This is a genomic window from Marinobacter sp. F3R11, from assembly GCF_003318275.1.
Classification (GTDB): Bacteria; Pseudomonadota; Gammaproteobacteria; order Pseudomonadales; family Oleiphilaceae; genus Marinobacter.
Window position 1 is genome coordinate 98,903 of record NZ_QOCH01000009.1, and the last position, 16,352, is coordinate 115,254.

At 54.6% G+C, this 16,352-nt stretch carries 12 protein-coding genes; 6 read left to right on the forward strand and 6 right to left on the reverse strand.

Going from position 1 to position 16,352, the window contains the following annotated elements; translation table 11 throughout:
• Positions 1–43: 43 nt before the first annotated feature.
• From speA to DS878_RS03225, 3 genes are all read left to right on the forward strand, one after another.
• Entirely contained in the window at positions 44–1,954 is a 1,911-nt protein-coding gene (gene speA / locus DS878_RS03215) for a biosynthetic arginine decarboxylase (RefSeq protein WP_113814500.1), read from the forward strand.
• Positions 1,955–2,073: 119 nt separating this feature from the next.
• Positions 2,074–2,865, forward strand: a complete 792-nt coding sequence (gene tcdA / locus DS878_RS03220; RefSeq protein WP_187298719.1) for a tRNA cyclic N6-threonylcarbamoyladenosine(37) synthase TcdA — start codon at positions 2,074–2,076, stop codon at positions 2,863–2,865.
• A 21-nt stretch (positions 2,866–2,886) separates the two neighbouring features.
• Positions 2,887–4,773, forward strand: coding sequence for a cation:proton antiporter (locus DS878_RS03225; RefSeq protein WP_113814501.1), 1,887 nt, complete (start codon positions 2,887–2,889; stop codon positions 4,771–4,773).
• A 3-nt stretch (positions 4,774–4,776) separates the two neighbouring features.
• Here the strand turns inward: DS878_RS03225 and DS878_RS03230 are convergent, their stop codons facing one another.
• The 3 genes from DS878_RS03230 to DS878_RS03240 all read right to left on the reverse strand — a co-directional run bounded on the left by DS878_RS03230 (position 4,777) and on the right by DS878_RS03240 (position 7,162).
• Positions 4,777–5,760 carry an NADP-dependent oxidoreductase gene (locus tag DS878_RS03230; RefSeq protein WP_113814502.1) on the reverse strand — a complete coding sequence of 328 codons (984 nt, stop codon included), beginning with the start codon at positions 5,758–5,760 and terminating at the stop codon, positions 4,777–4,779.
• A 101-nt stretch (positions 5,761–5,861) separates the two neighbouring features.
• Positions 5,862–6,323 (reverse strand): acyl-CoA thioesterase, encoded by a 462-nt coding sequence (locus DS878_RS03235; RefSeq protein ID WP_113814503.1) that lies wholly within the window; start codon positions 6,321–6,323, stop codon positions 5,862–5,864.
• Entirely contained in the window at positions 6,323–7,162 is an 840-nt protein-coding gene (locus DS878_RS03240) for an alpha/beta fold hydrolase (protein WP_113814504.1), read from the reverse strand. Before DS878_RS03240 ends, DS878_RS03235 begins: the two co-directional genes overlap by 1 nt.
• A 390-nt stretch (positions 7,163–7,552) precedes the next feature.
• On the opposite strand from DS878_RS03240, the gene DS878_RS03245 reads away from it, so the two are divergent.
• Positions 7,553–8,602 (forward strand): AraC family transcriptional regulator, encoded by a 1,050-nt coding sequence (locus DS878_RS03245; RefSeq protein ID WP_113814505.1) that lies wholly within the window; start codon positions 7,553–7,555, stop codon positions 8,600–8,602.
• Positions 8,602–10,032, forward strand: coding sequence for a cardiolipin synthase (cls, locus tag DS878_RS03250; RefSeq protein WP_113814660.1), 1,431 nt, complete (start codon positions 8,602–8,604; stop codon positions 10,030–10,032). The genes DS878_RS03245 and cls overlap by 1 nt, the downstream gene beginning before the upstream one ends.
• 26 nt (positions 10,033–10,058) lie before the next feature.
• Here cls and DS878_RS03255 read toward each other — a convergent pair whose 3' ends face one another.
• On the reverse strand, positions 10,059–12,272 hold the full coding sequence (locus DS878_RS03255; RefSeq protein ID WP_113814506.1) for a patatin-like phospholipase family protein: 2,214 nt from the start codon (positions 12,270–12,272) through the stop codon (positions 10,059–10,061).
• Positions 12,273–12,303: 31 nt separating this feature from the next.
• On the reverse strand, positions 12,304–12,900 hold the full coding sequence (locus DS878_RS03260; RefSeq protein WP_113814507.1) for a hypothetical protein: 597 nt from the start codon (positions 12,898–12,900) through the stop codon (positions 12,304–12,306).
• Positions 12,901–13,127: 227 nt separating this feature from the next.
• Here DS878_RS03260 and DS878_RS03265 point away from each other — a divergent pair, with 227 nt between their 5' ends.
• Positions 13,128–13,493 (forward strand): hypothetical protein, encoded by a 366-nt coding sequence (locus tag DS878_RS03265; protein ID WP_113814662.1) that lies wholly within the window; start codon positions 13,128–13,130, stop codon positions 13,491–13,493.
• A 30-nt stretch (positions 13,494–13,523) separates the two neighbouring features.
• Here the strand turns inward: DS878_RS03265 and DS878_RS03270 are convergent, their stop codons facing one another.
• Positions 13,524–16,307, reverse strand: coding sequence for an ATP-binding protein (locus DS878_RS03270; RefSeq protein WP_113814508.1), 2,784 nt, complete (start codon positions 16,305–16,307; stop codon positions 13,524–13,526).
• Positions 16,308–16,352 lie beyond the last annotated feature (45 nt).

Genomic DNA, 16,352 nt, shown 5'->3' on the forward strand with positions numbered 1-16,352 from the left:
AGCAGGCCCGACCGGCCCTGTTTTTCTCGGAAGGATAGCAGCCATGAGCACGACCAGCGCCTCCCCGGCTCACAAGGTGTACAACATTGCCCACTGGAGTGACGGCTATATAGGCGTCAATCCTGAAGGTGAAGTTGTAATCCGGCCAAACCGCGGCAAGAGCCAGGCAGAGATCAACCTGCCGGAACTCACCCGCTCACTGGTCAATTCCGGCCTCCAGCTACCAGTACTTATCCGCTTTACAGATATTCTTCACGACCGGGTGAATAAATTGTGCAACGCCTTCAACAAGGTTGCCACAGAGCAAGGCTATGAAGGCCGCTACACCGCCGTTTATCCAATCAAGGTCAACCAGCAGCGACGGGTAGTTGAGGAACTGGTCGCTGCTGAGCCGGCTGCGAGTAACGGGCAGATTGGTCTGGAGGCTGGCAGCAAGCCGGAGCTGATGGCGGTGCTTGCACTGTCAAAACAGCCTGGCTCCGTTATCGTATGCAACGGCTACAAAGACCGTGAGTACATTCGCCTGGCGCTGATCGGACAGAAGCTGGGGTACCGGGTATTTATTGTGGTGGAGAAGCAGTCTGAACTGCCCCTTATTCTTGATGAGGCCAGAAAGCTCAAGGTTTCTCCGCTTGTCGGTGTGCGGGTGCGCCTGGCCACGATCGGAAAGGGAAACTGGCAAAACACCGGCGGTGAAAAATCCAAGTTTGGCTTGTCTGCCAGTCAGGTACTCGACGTGGTTGATACCCTGCGTAAAGCCGGCGCTCTGGATACCCTGCAGCTTCTACACTTTCACCTGGGATCCCAGATCGCAAACATTCGTGATATCCAGACAGGCCTGCGGGAATGCGCACGTTTCTACAGTGAACTCCGGGAGATGGGCGCACCGGTAAACACCGTGGATATTGGCGGTGGGCTGGGCGTTGATTATGAAGGCACCCGTTCACGCAGTGCCTGCTCGATGAACTACAGCATGCATGAATACGCCTACAACGTCGTGCATGTGCTGCAAGCCGAGTGTGATCGCCACGGCCTTCCTCATCCCGATCTTATCAGTGAGTCCGGACGGGCACTGACAGCACACCATTCGGTACTGGTTACCAACGTGATTGATCATGAAGAGCCGGAAGACCGGACGGCCTCACGCCCTGAGCCGGAAGCACCGGCTCCCTTGCAGGATCTGTGGCGCGACCTGGAAAGCCTGAAAGACCCTGAATCACCACGCTCACTGGCGGAGATTTATCACGATGTAATACACGCCATGGCAGATATTCATGGTCAGTTTGCCCATGGCACTCTCTCTCTGCAGGAGCGGGCAGATTCAGAAATACTTTATATTCGCTGCTGTCGCCTGTTGCAGGAGCAGCTGGATAAAAACAGCAGAGCCCACCGCGAGATCATTGACGAACTGAATGAAAAGCTGGCTGCCAAGCTGTTCGTCAATTTCTCCCTGTTTCAGTCTCTGCCAGATGTATGGGGTATCGACCAGATATTTCCTGTCATGCCAATCAACGGCCTCAACCGGCCACTCAGCCGACGCACAGTAATTCAGGATATTACCTGCGATTCCGATGGCCGGATTGACCTCTACGTGGACGGTCAGGGCACGGAAACCACCCTCCCGATGCCTGAGAAAAAACCCGGTGAGCCCCTGCTAATCGGCTTTTTCATGACAGGTGCTTACCAGGAAATACTGGGGGATATGCACAATCTGTTTGGAGATACCCATTCGGTAGATGTGCGCCTGAATGATTCCGGGGGGTTCGACACCAGCACTCCGATTATCGGCGATACGGTTGCCAATGTGCTCAGATATGTGAACTTTGAGCCAGAAAACCTTCTGGCTGCATATCACGACAAACTTGCAGCAAGCCAACTGTCGGAGGATGCACAGACAGCCTTGCTGGAAGAACTGGCTGCCGGGCTTGAAGGCTACACCTATCTGGAAGACTAGGAACTCCCTGTAACCTATGAGCGGCGCTGTTTACAGTATTTTCTGTCTACTCCGGCACTAGGGTACAATTGCGCTCTTTGATTTTCTCCGGCTCGCGCCCGGATCTGAACGGAGACCGCATGAACGCCGACGATTACGCTTTTCGCTTTGGCGGTATAGAACGGTTGTACGGCCGCCGCGCCCTGCACGCGTTTCGTGACACCCATATTGCCGTTATCGGCCTGGGCGGAGTTGGCTCATGGGCCGCCGAAGCTCTGGCTCGCAGCGGTATTGGCACCATTACTCTGGTTGATATGGATGATATCTGTGTCTCCAATACCAATCGCCAGCTTCATGCCCTGGAGGGCCAGTACGGGCGCACGAAAACCGACGCTATGGCGGAACGCCTCAAAGCCATCAACCCCCACGCGGATATCCGGGTTCACTTCGGTTTTCTTACGCTGAAAAACCTCACGGATCTGATCACACCGGAGGTGTCCGGAGTGATCGACGCCATAGACAGCGTAAAGCCAAAAGCCGCTCTGATTGCACACTGCCAGCGCGGAAAGATCCCGGTCATCTGCGCCGGAGGCGCGGGGGGCCAGACAGACCCGACGAAAATACTTGTAGCAGATCTCAGCAAGACAACCCAGGACCCTTTGCTCGCCAAGGTTCGCAACCTTCTGCGCCGGGAGTATGGATTCTCCCGCAATCCCAAGCGACGCTTTGGCATTGAGGCCGTATACTCAACTGAACAGCTCACGTATCCTGCCGGCGATGGTGAGGTCTGCCTGCAGAAGCCTGCGACCGAAGGCCCCGCACGGCTTGACTGTGCGTCTGGTTTTGGCGCAGCCTGCCCGGTTACCGCCAGCTTTGGCCTGTTCGCAGCATCCCGACTGTTAAATCGCATTGCACGACGCGTCAACCAATAACCACATGGGTTCCAGACTTTTATGCCAGCCAGTACAGTCCTGATTCTAGCCAGCATTGGTATTCTCTCACTTTCGTTTCAGTGGCTCGCCTGGCGCGTGCGCGTGCCCGCCATCCTTTTTCTGCTTGCTGGCGGGATTCTCGTGGGTCCCGTACTGGGCTATCTCAACCCGGACGAGGTATTCGGTGACCTGCTGTTCCCAATGGTCTCTCTTGCCGTTGCAATCATCCTGTTTGAGGGCAGCCTGACATTGCGATTTGAGGAAATTCGCGGCCACAGCAAAATGGCTCGCAACCTCATTCCCGTGGGCTCGATAGTCACCGGCATTATCGGCACGCTCGCTGCGCGCTGGGTTCTCGACATTTCCTGGGCAGTCGCTATGCTCTTCGGCGCCATTTCCATCGTGACAGGGCCAACGGTTATTGCGCCACTGCTGCGCTCGGTTCGGCCCAGCGCCAAGATAGCCAACATCCTGCGCTGGGAAGGCATCATCATTGACCCGGTAGGCGCCTTGCTTGCAGTACTGGTATTCGAAGGCATCGTCTCCTGGGGTCAGGGCAATGTGTTCGGCCACTCCCTGTATATTTTCAGCAAAACACTGGTGATTGGCTTCGCTCTCGGCGCCCTGGCCGGTTACCTGAATGGTCTTGCGCTGCGTAAACACCTGATCCCGCAATACCTTCACAATGCCGGCACCCTCACTTTCATGCTTGGGGTTTATGCATTCTCCAATGAGATGGCCCATGAATCCGGCCTGCTCACGGTCACGGTTATGGGGATCTGGATGGCCAACATGAAGCAGGTCTCTGTCGAGAGCATTCTTGAATTCAAGGAGTCCCTGAGTGTCCTGCTGATCTCGGCGCTGTTTATTATTCTGGCTGCCCGGGTGGAGTTTGCCGCGATCGCTGATCTGGGATGGGGGCTGGCAGTGGTTCTGGCGGTTCTGATGCTGGTTGCCCGCCCGCTCAGTGTGTTTTTGTCCGCTATCGGCACCGATCTGAACTGGCGGGAAAAACTCTTCCTGAGCTGGATCGCTCCCAGAGGGATTGTCGCCGCGGCGGTTTCCGCACTGTTTGCTTTTCAGTTACAGAAGCTGGGTTATGAAAGCGCTGCAGCACTGGTCCCCATGGTGTTTGTGCTGATTATTGCCACCGTGACTCTGCAAAGCCTCACTGCCCGGCCAGTGGCCCGACTGTTGAAAGTCACTGAGCCTGCAGAGTATGGCTTCCTGATTCTCGGCGCCAACGCGGTTGCGCGGATGATAGGGCAGGCTCTCAAGAAGCACGAAGTTCCGGTGACCCTCGCAGACACCAACTGGGAGAACGTGCGCCAGGCAAGAATGGATAACCTGAAGGTATACTTCGGCAATCCGATTTCCGAGCACGCCTCAAGCCATCTTGATCTCACCGGTATCGGTAACCTGTTGGTGATTTCGCCTTATAAACACATGAATTCGCTGGCCACTTACCACTTTCTGGACTGGTTCGGTGACAACAGCGTATTCAGTCTTGCGGAAGGTGATCAGGATCAGAAGGCACGCCATCAGACTGCCGAAAAAATCCAGATGACACGAGGGTTGTTCGACGGAGTGAGTTACGCCAAGCTGGCCAGCCTCACGAGCCAGGGCTATTCAATAAAAACCACTCAGCTCAGCGAAGAATTCAACTACGCGGATTTTCTCGATAAATATCAGGGACAGGCTCTGGTGCTGTTTGTATTCGACAGCAAGAACCGTATCAAACCAGTGCGCAACATGGACGACCTGAAACCAGACAACGACTGGATGTTAATCAGCCTGGTGCCGCCACAGGACCCCAAAGAGCGAAAAGACAAGGAAAACAGAACGGCAACTGAGCCATCTGCGCGGGGCAAAGAACCCTCTGCAGACGACTCAATGCCCGAAAGCTGAAGTTTAACGGCAGTCCAAAACCAGCTTGCCTCGCACATGCCCACCTTCAAGAAGCTCGTGGGCCTGTGCAACCTGGTCCAGTTTGAAAACTTTCTCTATGTGCACCTTCACATCACCATCTTCAATCAGCTCGGCAATCTCGTCCAGATGAAACACATCCGGGCGTACGGTCATGCCATGCGCTCTTAACCCCTGCGCCTCGGCAGCACTGACAATCTCGTCGGCGGTAATCGTAGGAATAGTAACCAGCATGCCGCCCTCACCGAGGGCACGCAGGGATCGTTTACCCGTATCCCCCCCGACCAGATCCAGAATCACATCCAACCCGAAGCATTCATCAGCGATATCAGTGGTGTGGTAATCAATAACTTCATGAACACCCAGCTCTGCAAGGAAATCCCTGTTTCCCGCTGAAGCTGTCGCAATAACGTGGGCTCCCCTGGCCAGAGCGAACTGCACTGCGAAATGCCCCACACCACCCGCACCTGCATGCACCAGAACCTTTTGCCCGGGTTCAAGCTTGGCCACTTCAAACAGTGCCTGCCACGCGGTGAGCGCCGCCAGAGGAAGCGCCCCGGCGGTTACGAGATCCAGTTCTTCAGGTACGATGGCCAGCTCATCAGCCGTAGCAAGGGCATACTCAGAATACCCTCCGCCATTCAGTGGAAAGCCAATCATCCCCATAACCCGGTCCCCGGGAGCCAGGGTAGTTACCCCATCACCAACGGCAACGACCTCCCCGGCAACATCATAGCCAGGTGTCCAGGGCATTGAACTTTCGATCTGCTGAGCCACAAATCCAAACCCTTTGCGGGTTTTCCAGTCAATAGGGTTAAGTCCTGCACCCTGGACGCGAATCAGCACTTCGCCTTCTCGCGGAGATGGAATGTCCGAGCTTACTACCTGCAGAACATCACGCTCTCCGAACTCGTGGTAAACCACCTTTCTCATAGAAGATTCAGACTGCTGACTGATGATTGTATCCATGGGTATCTCCGAAAAATGGCGCTGGTAATATCTGACAGGGACAGGGTATTTATTCTCTCCTCAGATTAACAGAAGTTGGCACTAATAGTGACTCAGACGGGCTACAGACCTTTCCCTCCGGCAACAGTGGCCGCGTTCATGATATCGGCAAACTCTTTCGGGGCCCGGGAAGGGCGCTGGGTTTTCAGGTCAATACAGGCGTGGGTTGAAACTGCACGCATCAGTGTCTTGCCGTCTGCAGGACGTACCAGCTGAAACTGCCGCGCTGAGCGAAAGCGACCATCAAAGCCGGTAAGCCAGGTTCCCATAATCAGATGATCTCCGGCATTGGCTGCTACCAGGTAGTCGACTTCCGTGCGGGTAATAGCCATCGCCTTGCCCGTTAACTCGTGCAGCTCCCAGGTCATACCCAGACTTTCTATGTGGGCCCAGCTGATGTCTTCAAGCCAGCGCACGTAAACCACATTATTGGCATGCCCCAACCGATCCGTATCATCCTCAACAACCTGAATATCAAGAATAAAAGGGTCTGGCAGATCCCATTGTACGGACTGGTCTGTCATTACTGCTCTCCAGGACCTGGAATAGCCTGCAGAGTACCTTCCGTATCGCGGCCTTCCAGAAAGCGTCGGCACAGCTCTACAAACACATCTGTTTTCTCAGCGTGCAACCAGTGCCCGGTGCCGTCAATGATGCTTAGCTGAGCATTCGGAAACAGCCGGAGAATTTCATCTTTGTGCTTTTCCTGAATGTAGGCTGAATCGGCGCCTTTCAAAAACAGAACCGGCCCCTCGAATGGAGCTACAGCTTCTGGCGCGCTGGCAAGGTTAGCGTAGCAGGCCTCGATTGCCTTCAGGTTCAGACGCCACCGGTAGACCGGGCCACCCTCCAATTGCTCCGGTTGAGGAATTCGTTCGAGGTTCTTGAGCAAAAACTGCCTTGTAGCCTCCATATCCACGAACCTGGCCATCTGCACATCCGCATCCCGACGCGAGCGTACATTTGTCAGATCGATCTGCTTCAGGCCTTCAAGAATGGCATCATGACGAGGCTTGTACGACACCGGCGCAATGTCAGCAACAATGATCTTTTCGACTCGCTCCGGCGCCTGCAAGGCAACCTGCATAGCCACTTTTCCGCCCATGGAATGCCCCAACAGGCAGGCTTTGTCGATCCCCTGCTCGTCCATGTACGCAACCACATCCTCAGCCATAGAGGGGTAATCCATGGTGTCAGTGTGGGGAGAGCTGCCATGATTGCGCTGATCCAGTGCATGGATCTGCCACTCGTTCTGCAGTTTCCGGGCTACACCGCCGAGATTCTCAAGAGACCCGAACAATCCGTGCAGCAAGATCAAAGGGGAACCATCTCCGGTAATTCTATGGTTCAGTTTAACGCTCATGGGCAGCTAGCCTCCGTCAGAAATCCCATTATTTAGATGACGATACATTAACACTGCCAGCAACATGAGCAAGAAAGGAATATATTTTCGCAGGGTAAAAAAAGACCGGGCCAGGCCCGGTTTAAAGGTCACATAGCGAGCGTCCGAACACTCAACAGCAGTACATATCACGCAGATATTCAGCAAGTGCCATAACGTTTGCATGCTCTTGCTCGGTACGGGGTACAAAAATATCGTGTTCCATAAAACGCCTCCCGGCTGGCCTTTCGATTACTTTCATCCGACTATTAGATGCTATCGTTGGCACTGACAAAACCCGTTGACAGACTGTCCCACTCATTTGACATTTTGTATCAGCATTCATGACAACCGGTTAATGAGACGGATAATGTGACCACTGCGCCTACAGACACTACAACAACTCCTTTCGTTGCTGCCTCCAGCACGCTGGCACTGGTTCATTATCTGAGTCGCCAAGGGGTTCTGGACAGCCGTCGCGTAGAACAGCTAACCGGCCTGGACATGCCTGCACTGGAAGATCCGGACAGGCGTGTGCCAGCGGAGGTACATTACAGGCTGTGGGATTTCGCAGAACGGGTGACCGGGGATCCCGCGGTGGGACTGAACGCTGGCCAGATTATTGACCCGGAGCGCATGGGACTTGTCGGGCATGTTTTCTTTAATTGCGACACCCTGGGTGAAGCGGTAACCCAGTATGTGCGCCTGCACAGGTTAATCAATGAATCAGTTATTCTCAGCTTTGAGCAGATTGCGGAACAGGCCATTCTGACCTGGCAACCGGACTCACCAGAGCACTACTGCCGCCAGGATATGGACCGTACCCTGGCCGCAGCCATGTGTCGTACCCGGCATTTTATTTATCCCGACATAAAGGCTGACTGGGCGGAAATTGCACATCCGCGCCCTGATTATGCAGACAAATATGAGACTCTCCTTAAAGGCCCGGTAACCTTCGGAGCTGCATCGACAAGGCTGGCATTCAACAGCCGCCACCTGAGCCATCCGATTCCTCACCGGAATCCCTATGTGTATTCAGCCGTTCTCCGACAAGTCAATGGGTTACTGGCGCGATTACAGACCCGGCGTTCATTCAGCCGGAAAATCCGCAGGCTGATATCGCGGCAGATGTCGACGGATAAAATTGATGCCGACACTTTGGCCCGGCAGTGTCATATGAGCCGCCAGACTCTTTATCGCAGGCTTAAAAAAGAGGGGCTGAGCTTCCATGAGCTTGTTGAGCAGGTACGGAAAGACAAGGCCCTGCGCTATGTCGCTTCCGACCACTATGCTTTGGGGGAGATTGCATTTCTTCTCGGATTTTCTGAACTGAGTGCGTTCAGCCGGGCTTTTAAACGCTGGACAGGCGTGGCACCGGCACAATATCGAGCACAACACCTGACCCGGGAAGCCGACCAATGATGCCCGATTCTTCATTGCTGGCCGTGGTTGTTGGCTTGTTCTATCTGGGCTCCGCAGCCTGTATTTACCGGATCTTGCTGACCTACCGCACAACCCAGGGCGCCATCGCCTGGATTATCGGCCTCCTGGGCTTGCCCTATCTCGCCGTACCCATGTTTCTTGTGTTTGGCCGTTCACGCTTCGGAGGCTATGTCAGAGCCCGGCGTATGGGCGATCAGTCACTTACCGAGCGACTTAATCACTTTGAGCAACAGGCAACCTCACTCACTGCCCCGGAGCAGGAACACCTGGACAGACAGCTACAGGTTCTCTGCAAACTCGGACGACAACCTTTTACTGAAGGTAACCATTGCACACTGCTGCGCAATGGTGAGGCGACTTTTGAAGCTCTCATTACTGCCATGGAGAATGCAACCTCCTACATTCTCCTTGAATTCTATATTGTGCGCTCAGACAAAATTGGCCAGCGCATCAAAACCGTTCTGGAACATAAACTCGCGCAAGGTGTGCAGGTCTGGTTTCTGTACGATGAAATAGGAAGCGTCGGTCTGCCCCGGACCTACCTGACAGAACTCTCCAGTGCCGGTGCCCGGGTTGCCTCATTTGGCAATGGCAACATCCGGCGCCGACGGTTCCAGATTAATTTCCGCAACCACAGAAAGCTGCTGGTTTGTGACGGCAAGATCGGCTTTGTGGGAGGCATAAACCTGGGCGATGAGTATCTGGGAACCGCGATCGATCAGGAGCCCTGGCGGGACACTCACTGTCGGATTGAAGGCCCTGCGGTTACAGGGCTACAGCTCGCCTGGCTGGAAGACTGGAACTGGGCCAGCAATGAATCTCCGGATCTGAACTGGGTCGCTGGCGATGAACTGCCGGGCAAGGAGCAGGTTCTCGTGCTACCCACTGGCCCCGCAGACACCTGGGAAACCTGCACCCTGTTTTTCCTGAACTGCATTAATAACGCACAGTCTCGCATCTGGATCGCTTCACCGTATTTTGTACCGGACTTTCAGATCGTAAATGCACTGCAACTTGCCGCTCTCCGGGGGGTGGACGTGCGAATCATGATCCCGGAAAAATCGGACAGCAGGCTCATCCGCCTCGCCGCCTATTCTTACCTGGTCCAGGCCAGCCAGGCAGGCATTGGAATCTACAGGTATCAGCCCGGCTTTATGCACCAGAAGGTTCTATTGGTAGACAATCGATATGCAGCCGTGGGAACCGCTAACCTGGATAACCGCTCGATGCGCCTCAACTTTGAAATCATGGCGATAAACACCTCAGAATCCTTTGTTTCCGAAGTGGATTCCATGCTCTCAGACGATCTCACCCATTGCCGCAAGATGACCGAACACGACTACCAGGGCCGTTCCATCCTGTTCCGGCTAACCTGCCGGGCGGTCCGCTTACTCGCGCCTTTGCTGTAATCAGGTTACGAACTCCGAAACCAATCCTAGTAAAAAAGCTGGGTAAACGAGAACCCGATATTCAGGTAAGCGGCCCAGTTATCTTTGTTGTTATATGCGGTTGCTATCTGCACTGGCCCGAGGAACGTATCCACACCTGCAAAGACGCTCCAGGATTTTACGGTGCGGTTCCACCCGGCATCGCTGAGAGACTCCCAGGCATTTCCTGCCTCCAACCCCATCCCGGCAAACCACGGAGTAATCGGACCACCGAACGCCTGGCTGGCATAGACGGCCCCCATAGCAGCACTATCGCCGGTAATCTGGCCCGGAGCATAAGCAGATAAACGCCGGAAACCGCCGAGGCGCACTGCATTTTCAATACCCGCATCTCCCCGGGTAACCGTGTGTGCATAGAGCAGTCCCGTCAGAGTAAAACCCTTCCAGCTACCTGTCCCCAGCGCCATGCCCGTTACCGAGTCGAAATGCCGCTCGGAGCCAAGGTCTTCGCGCTCTAACCTGCCGCGAACTCCGGCAAAGGCTCCTTCCCTCGGAAAGAAAGTATCGTCAAGAGAATCGTGCACCAGTTGCAGGTTGAGGCTGCCCTGGTGAACCGCTCCCTCCGGCGCGATGGACGCACCAACCTGCTTGTCCACAGTGGCATACCCGCGAACGTATGTAACACGAGCCTCAGCATTACCACCCAGTTCCATTCCCACGCCCAGGTCAGCCTGACGGAAGGTCACGTCCATTTCAGCAACAGGGTCACCCGCGGCGTCATATACGCTGATGGTGTCACGGGAGTATTCCGCACCCGTCACCAGAAAGCGCTCATAGCCATAATCAAGAGGCTGATACCACTGAGTACGTATATGCGGCTCCGTACCAAGCTGCACCCCCGTCTCCCACTCGGCCCCAAGCTCATTCAATTCAGTTATGCGCAGGGACGATGCCAGATTAAAACGGGTATCGCCATCAAAGTTATCCTCATAATTCAGGCCAAACGACAGATAATTAGGCCCCCAGCTTTTCTCCTGAACCTTGATTGTCAGCAAGGTTCCATCCGGCAATGGCGACAGGGCGTAAGATACGATCTCGTAATAACCCAGACCATAGATGCGCTTGAGATCGGCCTCCAGCATTTCTACGTCCAGAGGCTCACCTGTCTTCTGGCGTATTCGCTCCCGGAGAAATTCATTGCCCAGACGGCGGTCATGCTCAATCTCAATGCTCGTGATTATGCCGGCATTATGGTTGGCTGACGCCAGTCGCGACTGGTACGCATGCCAGTCCTCGTTTGATACAACTAGCGAGTTCAACTCCACCGCATGTTCACGGGCACCGGTGGCACCCAATTCAAACAATACCGGGGCGTTGTAGAAGTCCGCAGAACTTTGGCCTTCCAGATCAGGGCGGATAAGCACATCCTGCTCGCCCAGTGATTCAAGTTGCAGATCGGTATTGCGCCGGGTCATTATTGTGGTCAGCTGACCAAAAACAGAGAAGGCCTCACGCAGTTCGTCGGGGCCCATCAGCGTATCTGTTATATCAACCGCAATGATAATCTCGGCTCCCATTTCTCGGGCGACACTGACCGGCAGGTTGTTCGCAACTCCGCCATCTACCAGCATGTGGCCATCAAGATTCACCGGCGCATACACCCCCGGAATGCTCATACTTGCACGCACGGCTGTAGCGAGGTTGCCGCTGTCGAGCACCACCATATCGCCCGTTTCCAGGTCGGTAGCAACGGCACGAAAAGGAATTGGCAGGCGGTCGAAGCTCTCAACAAGTGCGACACTGTGGGTCAGTTCGTTGAGAATAAAGCCCAGGTTCTGACCAGAAATAATACCGGCACCAAGGTGCAGACCTTCCAGACTGATGCCTAGCCCGGGTGTAAAGGGAAACCTCCACTCTGCCTGCTTCCGGCGAACCGGTTTGTATACCCGGCCAGGGTCATCCCTGAAGCTCGATAACCAGTCCATTTCGATAAAGCGCTGCTCTATTTCCGCTACTGACATACCTGCGGCATAAAGCGCACCAACTGCAGAGCCGGCACTGGTTCCCACTACCATATCCACCGGGATATGCATTTCTTCCAGCACCCGGAGTACACCTACATGGGCCATACCTTTGGCACCACCGCCGCTAAGCACCAGGCCGACCTTGGGTCTTTCGGCTGTGGAATTACTGGCTGCTGCAGGAAGGGATATGAAGAATACAGCAGCCAGCCAAATAGCGGTCAACCCCAGGGATCGCATCAAAACCTGGCAAGCTCCGTAGTCCTGAGCCTCACTTGTTTTCCGGCTCTTCATCGATCAGCGACAGGTGCGACACATCTGGCACTATGGGGGGAGGCAGATCCCGCTCCACACCTATATCGCTGCCCGCCGGTGCCAGAGTCCAGTCATCCAGATGCTGGAACATGGGCGCTTCGGCCTCTTCGGGTTCCATCAGTGTAACGCCAACCGGATCGAGCCCCAGACCCGAGCCAGCGAGGATGTCATCTACCTTGTCACCCGCTACGGACAAACGATCACCCGGTTCTACATCGGGAACGCCGGTATCTGGCTGTGAACTGACCGGGCGGGAAACCGGTTCCACCGGATCAGGAGCACTGCTGACAGTCCTGGAGGCCGGAGCAGCTTTGGTCTGAACAGTGGTTCCCGGCATCGGCTGAACATAGGCAACCATGCCATGCTTGTTCAATACAGCGCGATATTTTTCCGCCTGTTCCTTATCCAGCTTGTTCCGGATCACTACCGGGCTACCGCTGAACATCCGCTCTACTTGCTCAACACTGGCCTTGAACAAGGCACGGGCATTGTTGCGCGTCGTCGTGATATCGGCGCCAGGGGTGCACTCACCCTTGAATACAAGCTGAAACATGGGGCAACTCTCCTGCAGTCGGTTTCGTTTCATGATAGTTGATAGCGGAGCGTCAGGGGAGCCCTGCACGTGCAGAACCCTCCGGCTAATCCATGCAAACTGCAAACAATTGAAAAAAACTGCCATACACCGCGCAATAAACGATCAACTCTGCAATAATCAACCGTAACGAAACTTTACATTCAGTTACATCAATTCCGGGATGGTTTCCGGGGAGGGTTTGCATGATGAACATCCAGAACCTGATCTGTACCACAGCCGTAGCAACATTGTTTTCTGCTTCAGCCGCTCAGGCCGAAAATCTGGACATTGTGATGAGCCAGGTATTCCCCCAGGATCACGCAACCTACATCGGTTTTGAAAGCGTCGAGCGCGAGGATATACCGGTTTCGGCTGCGATAGAGCGGAAATATCTGATTGTGGACTTTCGCCTTGCAGCCCCTGAGCCAGCTTCAGAGCACCTTCAGGCCAGCGTTCATAAAGTCTGCATGGCCTTGTTGAAAGACCGGGAACTTATTCGCAGTCTGTCTGACTCCGGCTATGACATGGTCTCTGTCGCTTTTGATCGCAACTCCCAGTTCGATTGTCTGTAAATCTGCCAGACATGCGTAACCCGGACTGACCTAGTCTTGCCTTCCCAGCAGTTTTGGAAAGGCTTCAAGCGCACTGTTTACAGCATCCAGATTGAACGCTTCTACATCTGCCAGCAATTTTTCCCCATAACCCGTGACAGATCTGGAACGATAGCGCCGGCCCCACTCCAGTACTCTGAGGGCAAACCCCTTCATCTCCTCCGGATCACCACTTTCCCGCACAGCTTGCCACTCTTCACCAAAATCTGCAGTTAATTGCTCTCTCAACCAACCCCGTTCCTGCATACTCAGCGTCCGGGCCAGCAGCCGTTCAGATTCTTTGGTCTCGCCTTCGTCCTCAGCCTGTTCGCCGGTTGCCTGGACCTGAGGCAAGGTGACTGTAAAAACTGATCCCTTCCCCGGTTCGCTTTCCACTTCGAGCTCCCCGCCCATCATCTGGACAAGTTTGCGACTGATAGCAAGTCCCAGACCCGTACCCCCATAACGGCGGGTATTCTGCCCCTCCTGCTGCTCAAACGCGTCAAAGATCCGATCGCGCTGATCAGAGGGAATTCCGATGCCGGAATCCTCCACTTTGACCCTAAGCCTATAGGACTGATGCTCCGGGGTTTCTCCCGTATCGTCTTTGACTGGCTGAACCGTTGCCCGTACAGATACCCCGCCTTCATGGGTGAACTTGATGGCGTTTCCTACCAGGTTGAAAAGCACCTGACGGAAACGGGTTTCATCGAGCATCATGGTCACGGGCATATCCGAGCCGACACTTACCTCCAGGGTGATACCCTGCTCGCGTGCCCGTAAATCGAATATGTGACGGACATCGTCAAGAAGCCTGCGTACCGATACGGGCGAGTAATCCAGCCGCATCTTCCCCGCCTCAATACGTGAAAGATCGAGAATATCGTTGATCAGCATCAACAGGCTGCGGCTGCCTGCACGGATTGCATCAAGGTAGTTGCGTTGCTGGGGATCGGTAACACTGTTGCTCAGAAGATCACTGTAGCCAATCACTGCGTTCATGGGTGTCCGGATCTCATGGGACATATTAGCCAGAAACTCGCTCTTGGCCCGACTGGCCGCCTCTGCCTGCCGGGCGAGGCGTTCCGCTTCCAGCTTCGCCGCTCGCAGTTCGTCCTCACTCCGGCGCAAAGCATTTTCAGAACGGATGCGTTCGTCCACTTCCCGCGACAGTTTACGGTTCCAGTAAAGAAAGATAAGCACAACCACAATAGCGATCAGAACCACCCGACGAACCACGGTATAATCAGCTTCCTGCTCAATATCCAGGTGGATCCACCGGTTGTATATCGCCTCGGTGTCGGCGGGCTTCAGGCTGCCCAGAGCTTTGTTCAGAATCCGGTGCAGTTCGGGGCTGTCTTTACGCACTGCGAGTCTGAGATCGTACTGATAGGGCGTAATACTGGTAATTCGAAGATTGGAGAGCCCAAGTCTGGCAACCGTATAACTCACCGCCGGGATGTGCGTCACCATGACATCAAGGTCGCCATTGGAAAGCGCAAGCAACCCGTCTTCTACCGTTGCCATTGGGTAGATGTCCAGATTCGGATGATTAATAAGCAGGTAATCATGAGCCGCATGGCGGTTAACCACCCCCACTCGCTCCGTACGCAGTTCCCGCAGGTCCCCGATAAAGCGTCCGTCATCCCGGATAGCCAGAGCTATAGGCACGCTCACATAGGCCCGGGTAAACAGAAACGACTCTTCGGTTCGGGGTGTGCGAGAGAGGCCGGGCAGAATATCCACCTCACCTGAAACAAGTGCCTGCTCTGCAACAACGCGACTTTCCAGGATTTTGTTCTCGAACCGTATACCTAACTGACTCTCCAGGCGGGCGACGAGATCCGGTACAAGACCGGTTGCGCGGCCATCCTGGGCGTACTCAAATGGCGGCCAGTCAGAGCGATAGGCAACCTTGAGATCAGGGTGCCGTTTAAGCCAGTCAACATCAGAAGCTGACAACTCGACTCCGCTCTGCTCCAGCGCACTCAGATCCACCTGCAACCAGGCTTGCCGGATAACCCGGTGCTCATTATGACTGATCGCAGCTATCGCCTGGTCCAGAATACGGAATAAGGGCTCACGGCTCTCATCCACCTGAAAAACCACATCTACCGATTTCTGATCAAGCAACACCGACAGTCCAATACCATTTATCATCGCTGACTGAAGATAGTCAGATACCACCGGCACCGGGCCAAGGAAGGCATCAGCCTGACCAGAGAGTACATGGCTGACCGCTTCACCCATGCTCTGAACAGGAACAGGCGTAAAACTGTCTACAGAATCAAGCATGGCGTATTGATTCGGATCGTTTTCAACGACCGCTATACGACCACCCTCCAGGTCAGCCAGCGAACGGATCGCAGCATCTCCCGCACTAACGAAAAGCCCGTACGTCAGTGACATTAACGGGCTGGTATAGCGTTTGCCGTCCGGCACCGGGGCAGACAGTACTCTGGCCATCAGAATCGCATCGGTTTCCGGCTGATTCTGCACTGGTCCTGCACTGGCATCACGGCTGATAATCACCGGCTCAATCGGCAAACCCAACTTGTCAGACAGTCGTGCCAGATAGTCGATATAAGTGCCGGCAAGATCACCGTTACCAGTATCAAATACCAGTGGCACCTGATCTCCCCGCACGCCTATCCGGAGGCTTTTCTGCTCACCAAGCCAACTTAGATCATTACTGCCCAGAACCGGAGCTGGTGATACCTGGGGCGGGTCTGCCAGTGCTGTGGGTTGAAAAACCAGCAACAGGCAACAACATAGAAACACAAGGGTGGCCTTCACTGGATATCCTCTGGGATTACGCTACATTTCAAGAGACCATACCTG

Excerpts from the sequence above, each read along its gene's own strand:
- speA (WP_113814500.1), top strand. The coding sequence starts at position 44 with ATGAGCACGACCAGCGCCTCCCCGGCTCACAAGGTGTACAACATTGCC.
- tcdA (WP_187298719.1), top strand. The coding sequence starts at position 2,074 with ATGAACGCCGACGATTACGCTTTTCGCTTTGGCGGTATAGAACGGTTG.
- DS878_RS03225 (WP_113814501.1), top strand. The coding sequence starts at position 2,887 with ATGCCAGCCAGTACAGTCCTGATTCTAGCCAGCATTGGTATTCTCTCA.
- DS878_RS03230 (WP_113814502.1), bottom strand. The coding sequence starts at position 5,760 with ATGGATACAATCATCAGTCAGCAGTCTGAATCTTCTATGAGAAAGGTG.
- DS878_RS03235 (WP_113814503.1), bottom strand. The coding sequence starts at position 6,323 with ATGACAGACCAGTCCGTACAATGGGATCTGCCAGACCCTTTTATTCTT.
- DS878_RS03240 (WP_113814504.1), bottom strand. The coding sequence starts at position 7,162 with ATGAGCGTTAAACTGAACCATAGAATTACCGGAGATGGTTCCCCTTTG.
- cls (WP_113814660.1), top strand. The coding sequence starts at position 8,602 with ATGCCCGATTCTTCATTGCTGGCCGTGGTTGTTGGCTTGTTCTATCTG.
- DS878_RS03255 (WP_113814506.1), bottom strand. The coding sequence starts at position 12,272 with ATGCGATCCCTGGGGTTGACCGCTATTTGGCTGGCTGCTGTATTCTTC.
- DS878_RS03260 (WP_113814507.1), bottom strand. The coding sequence starts at position 12,900 with ATGTTTCAGCTTGTATTCAAGGGTGAGTGCACCCCTGGCGCCGATATC.
- DS878_RS03265 (WP_113814662.1), top strand. The coding sequence starts at position 13,128 with ATGAACATCCAGAACCTGATCTGTACCACAGCCGTAGCAACATTGTTT.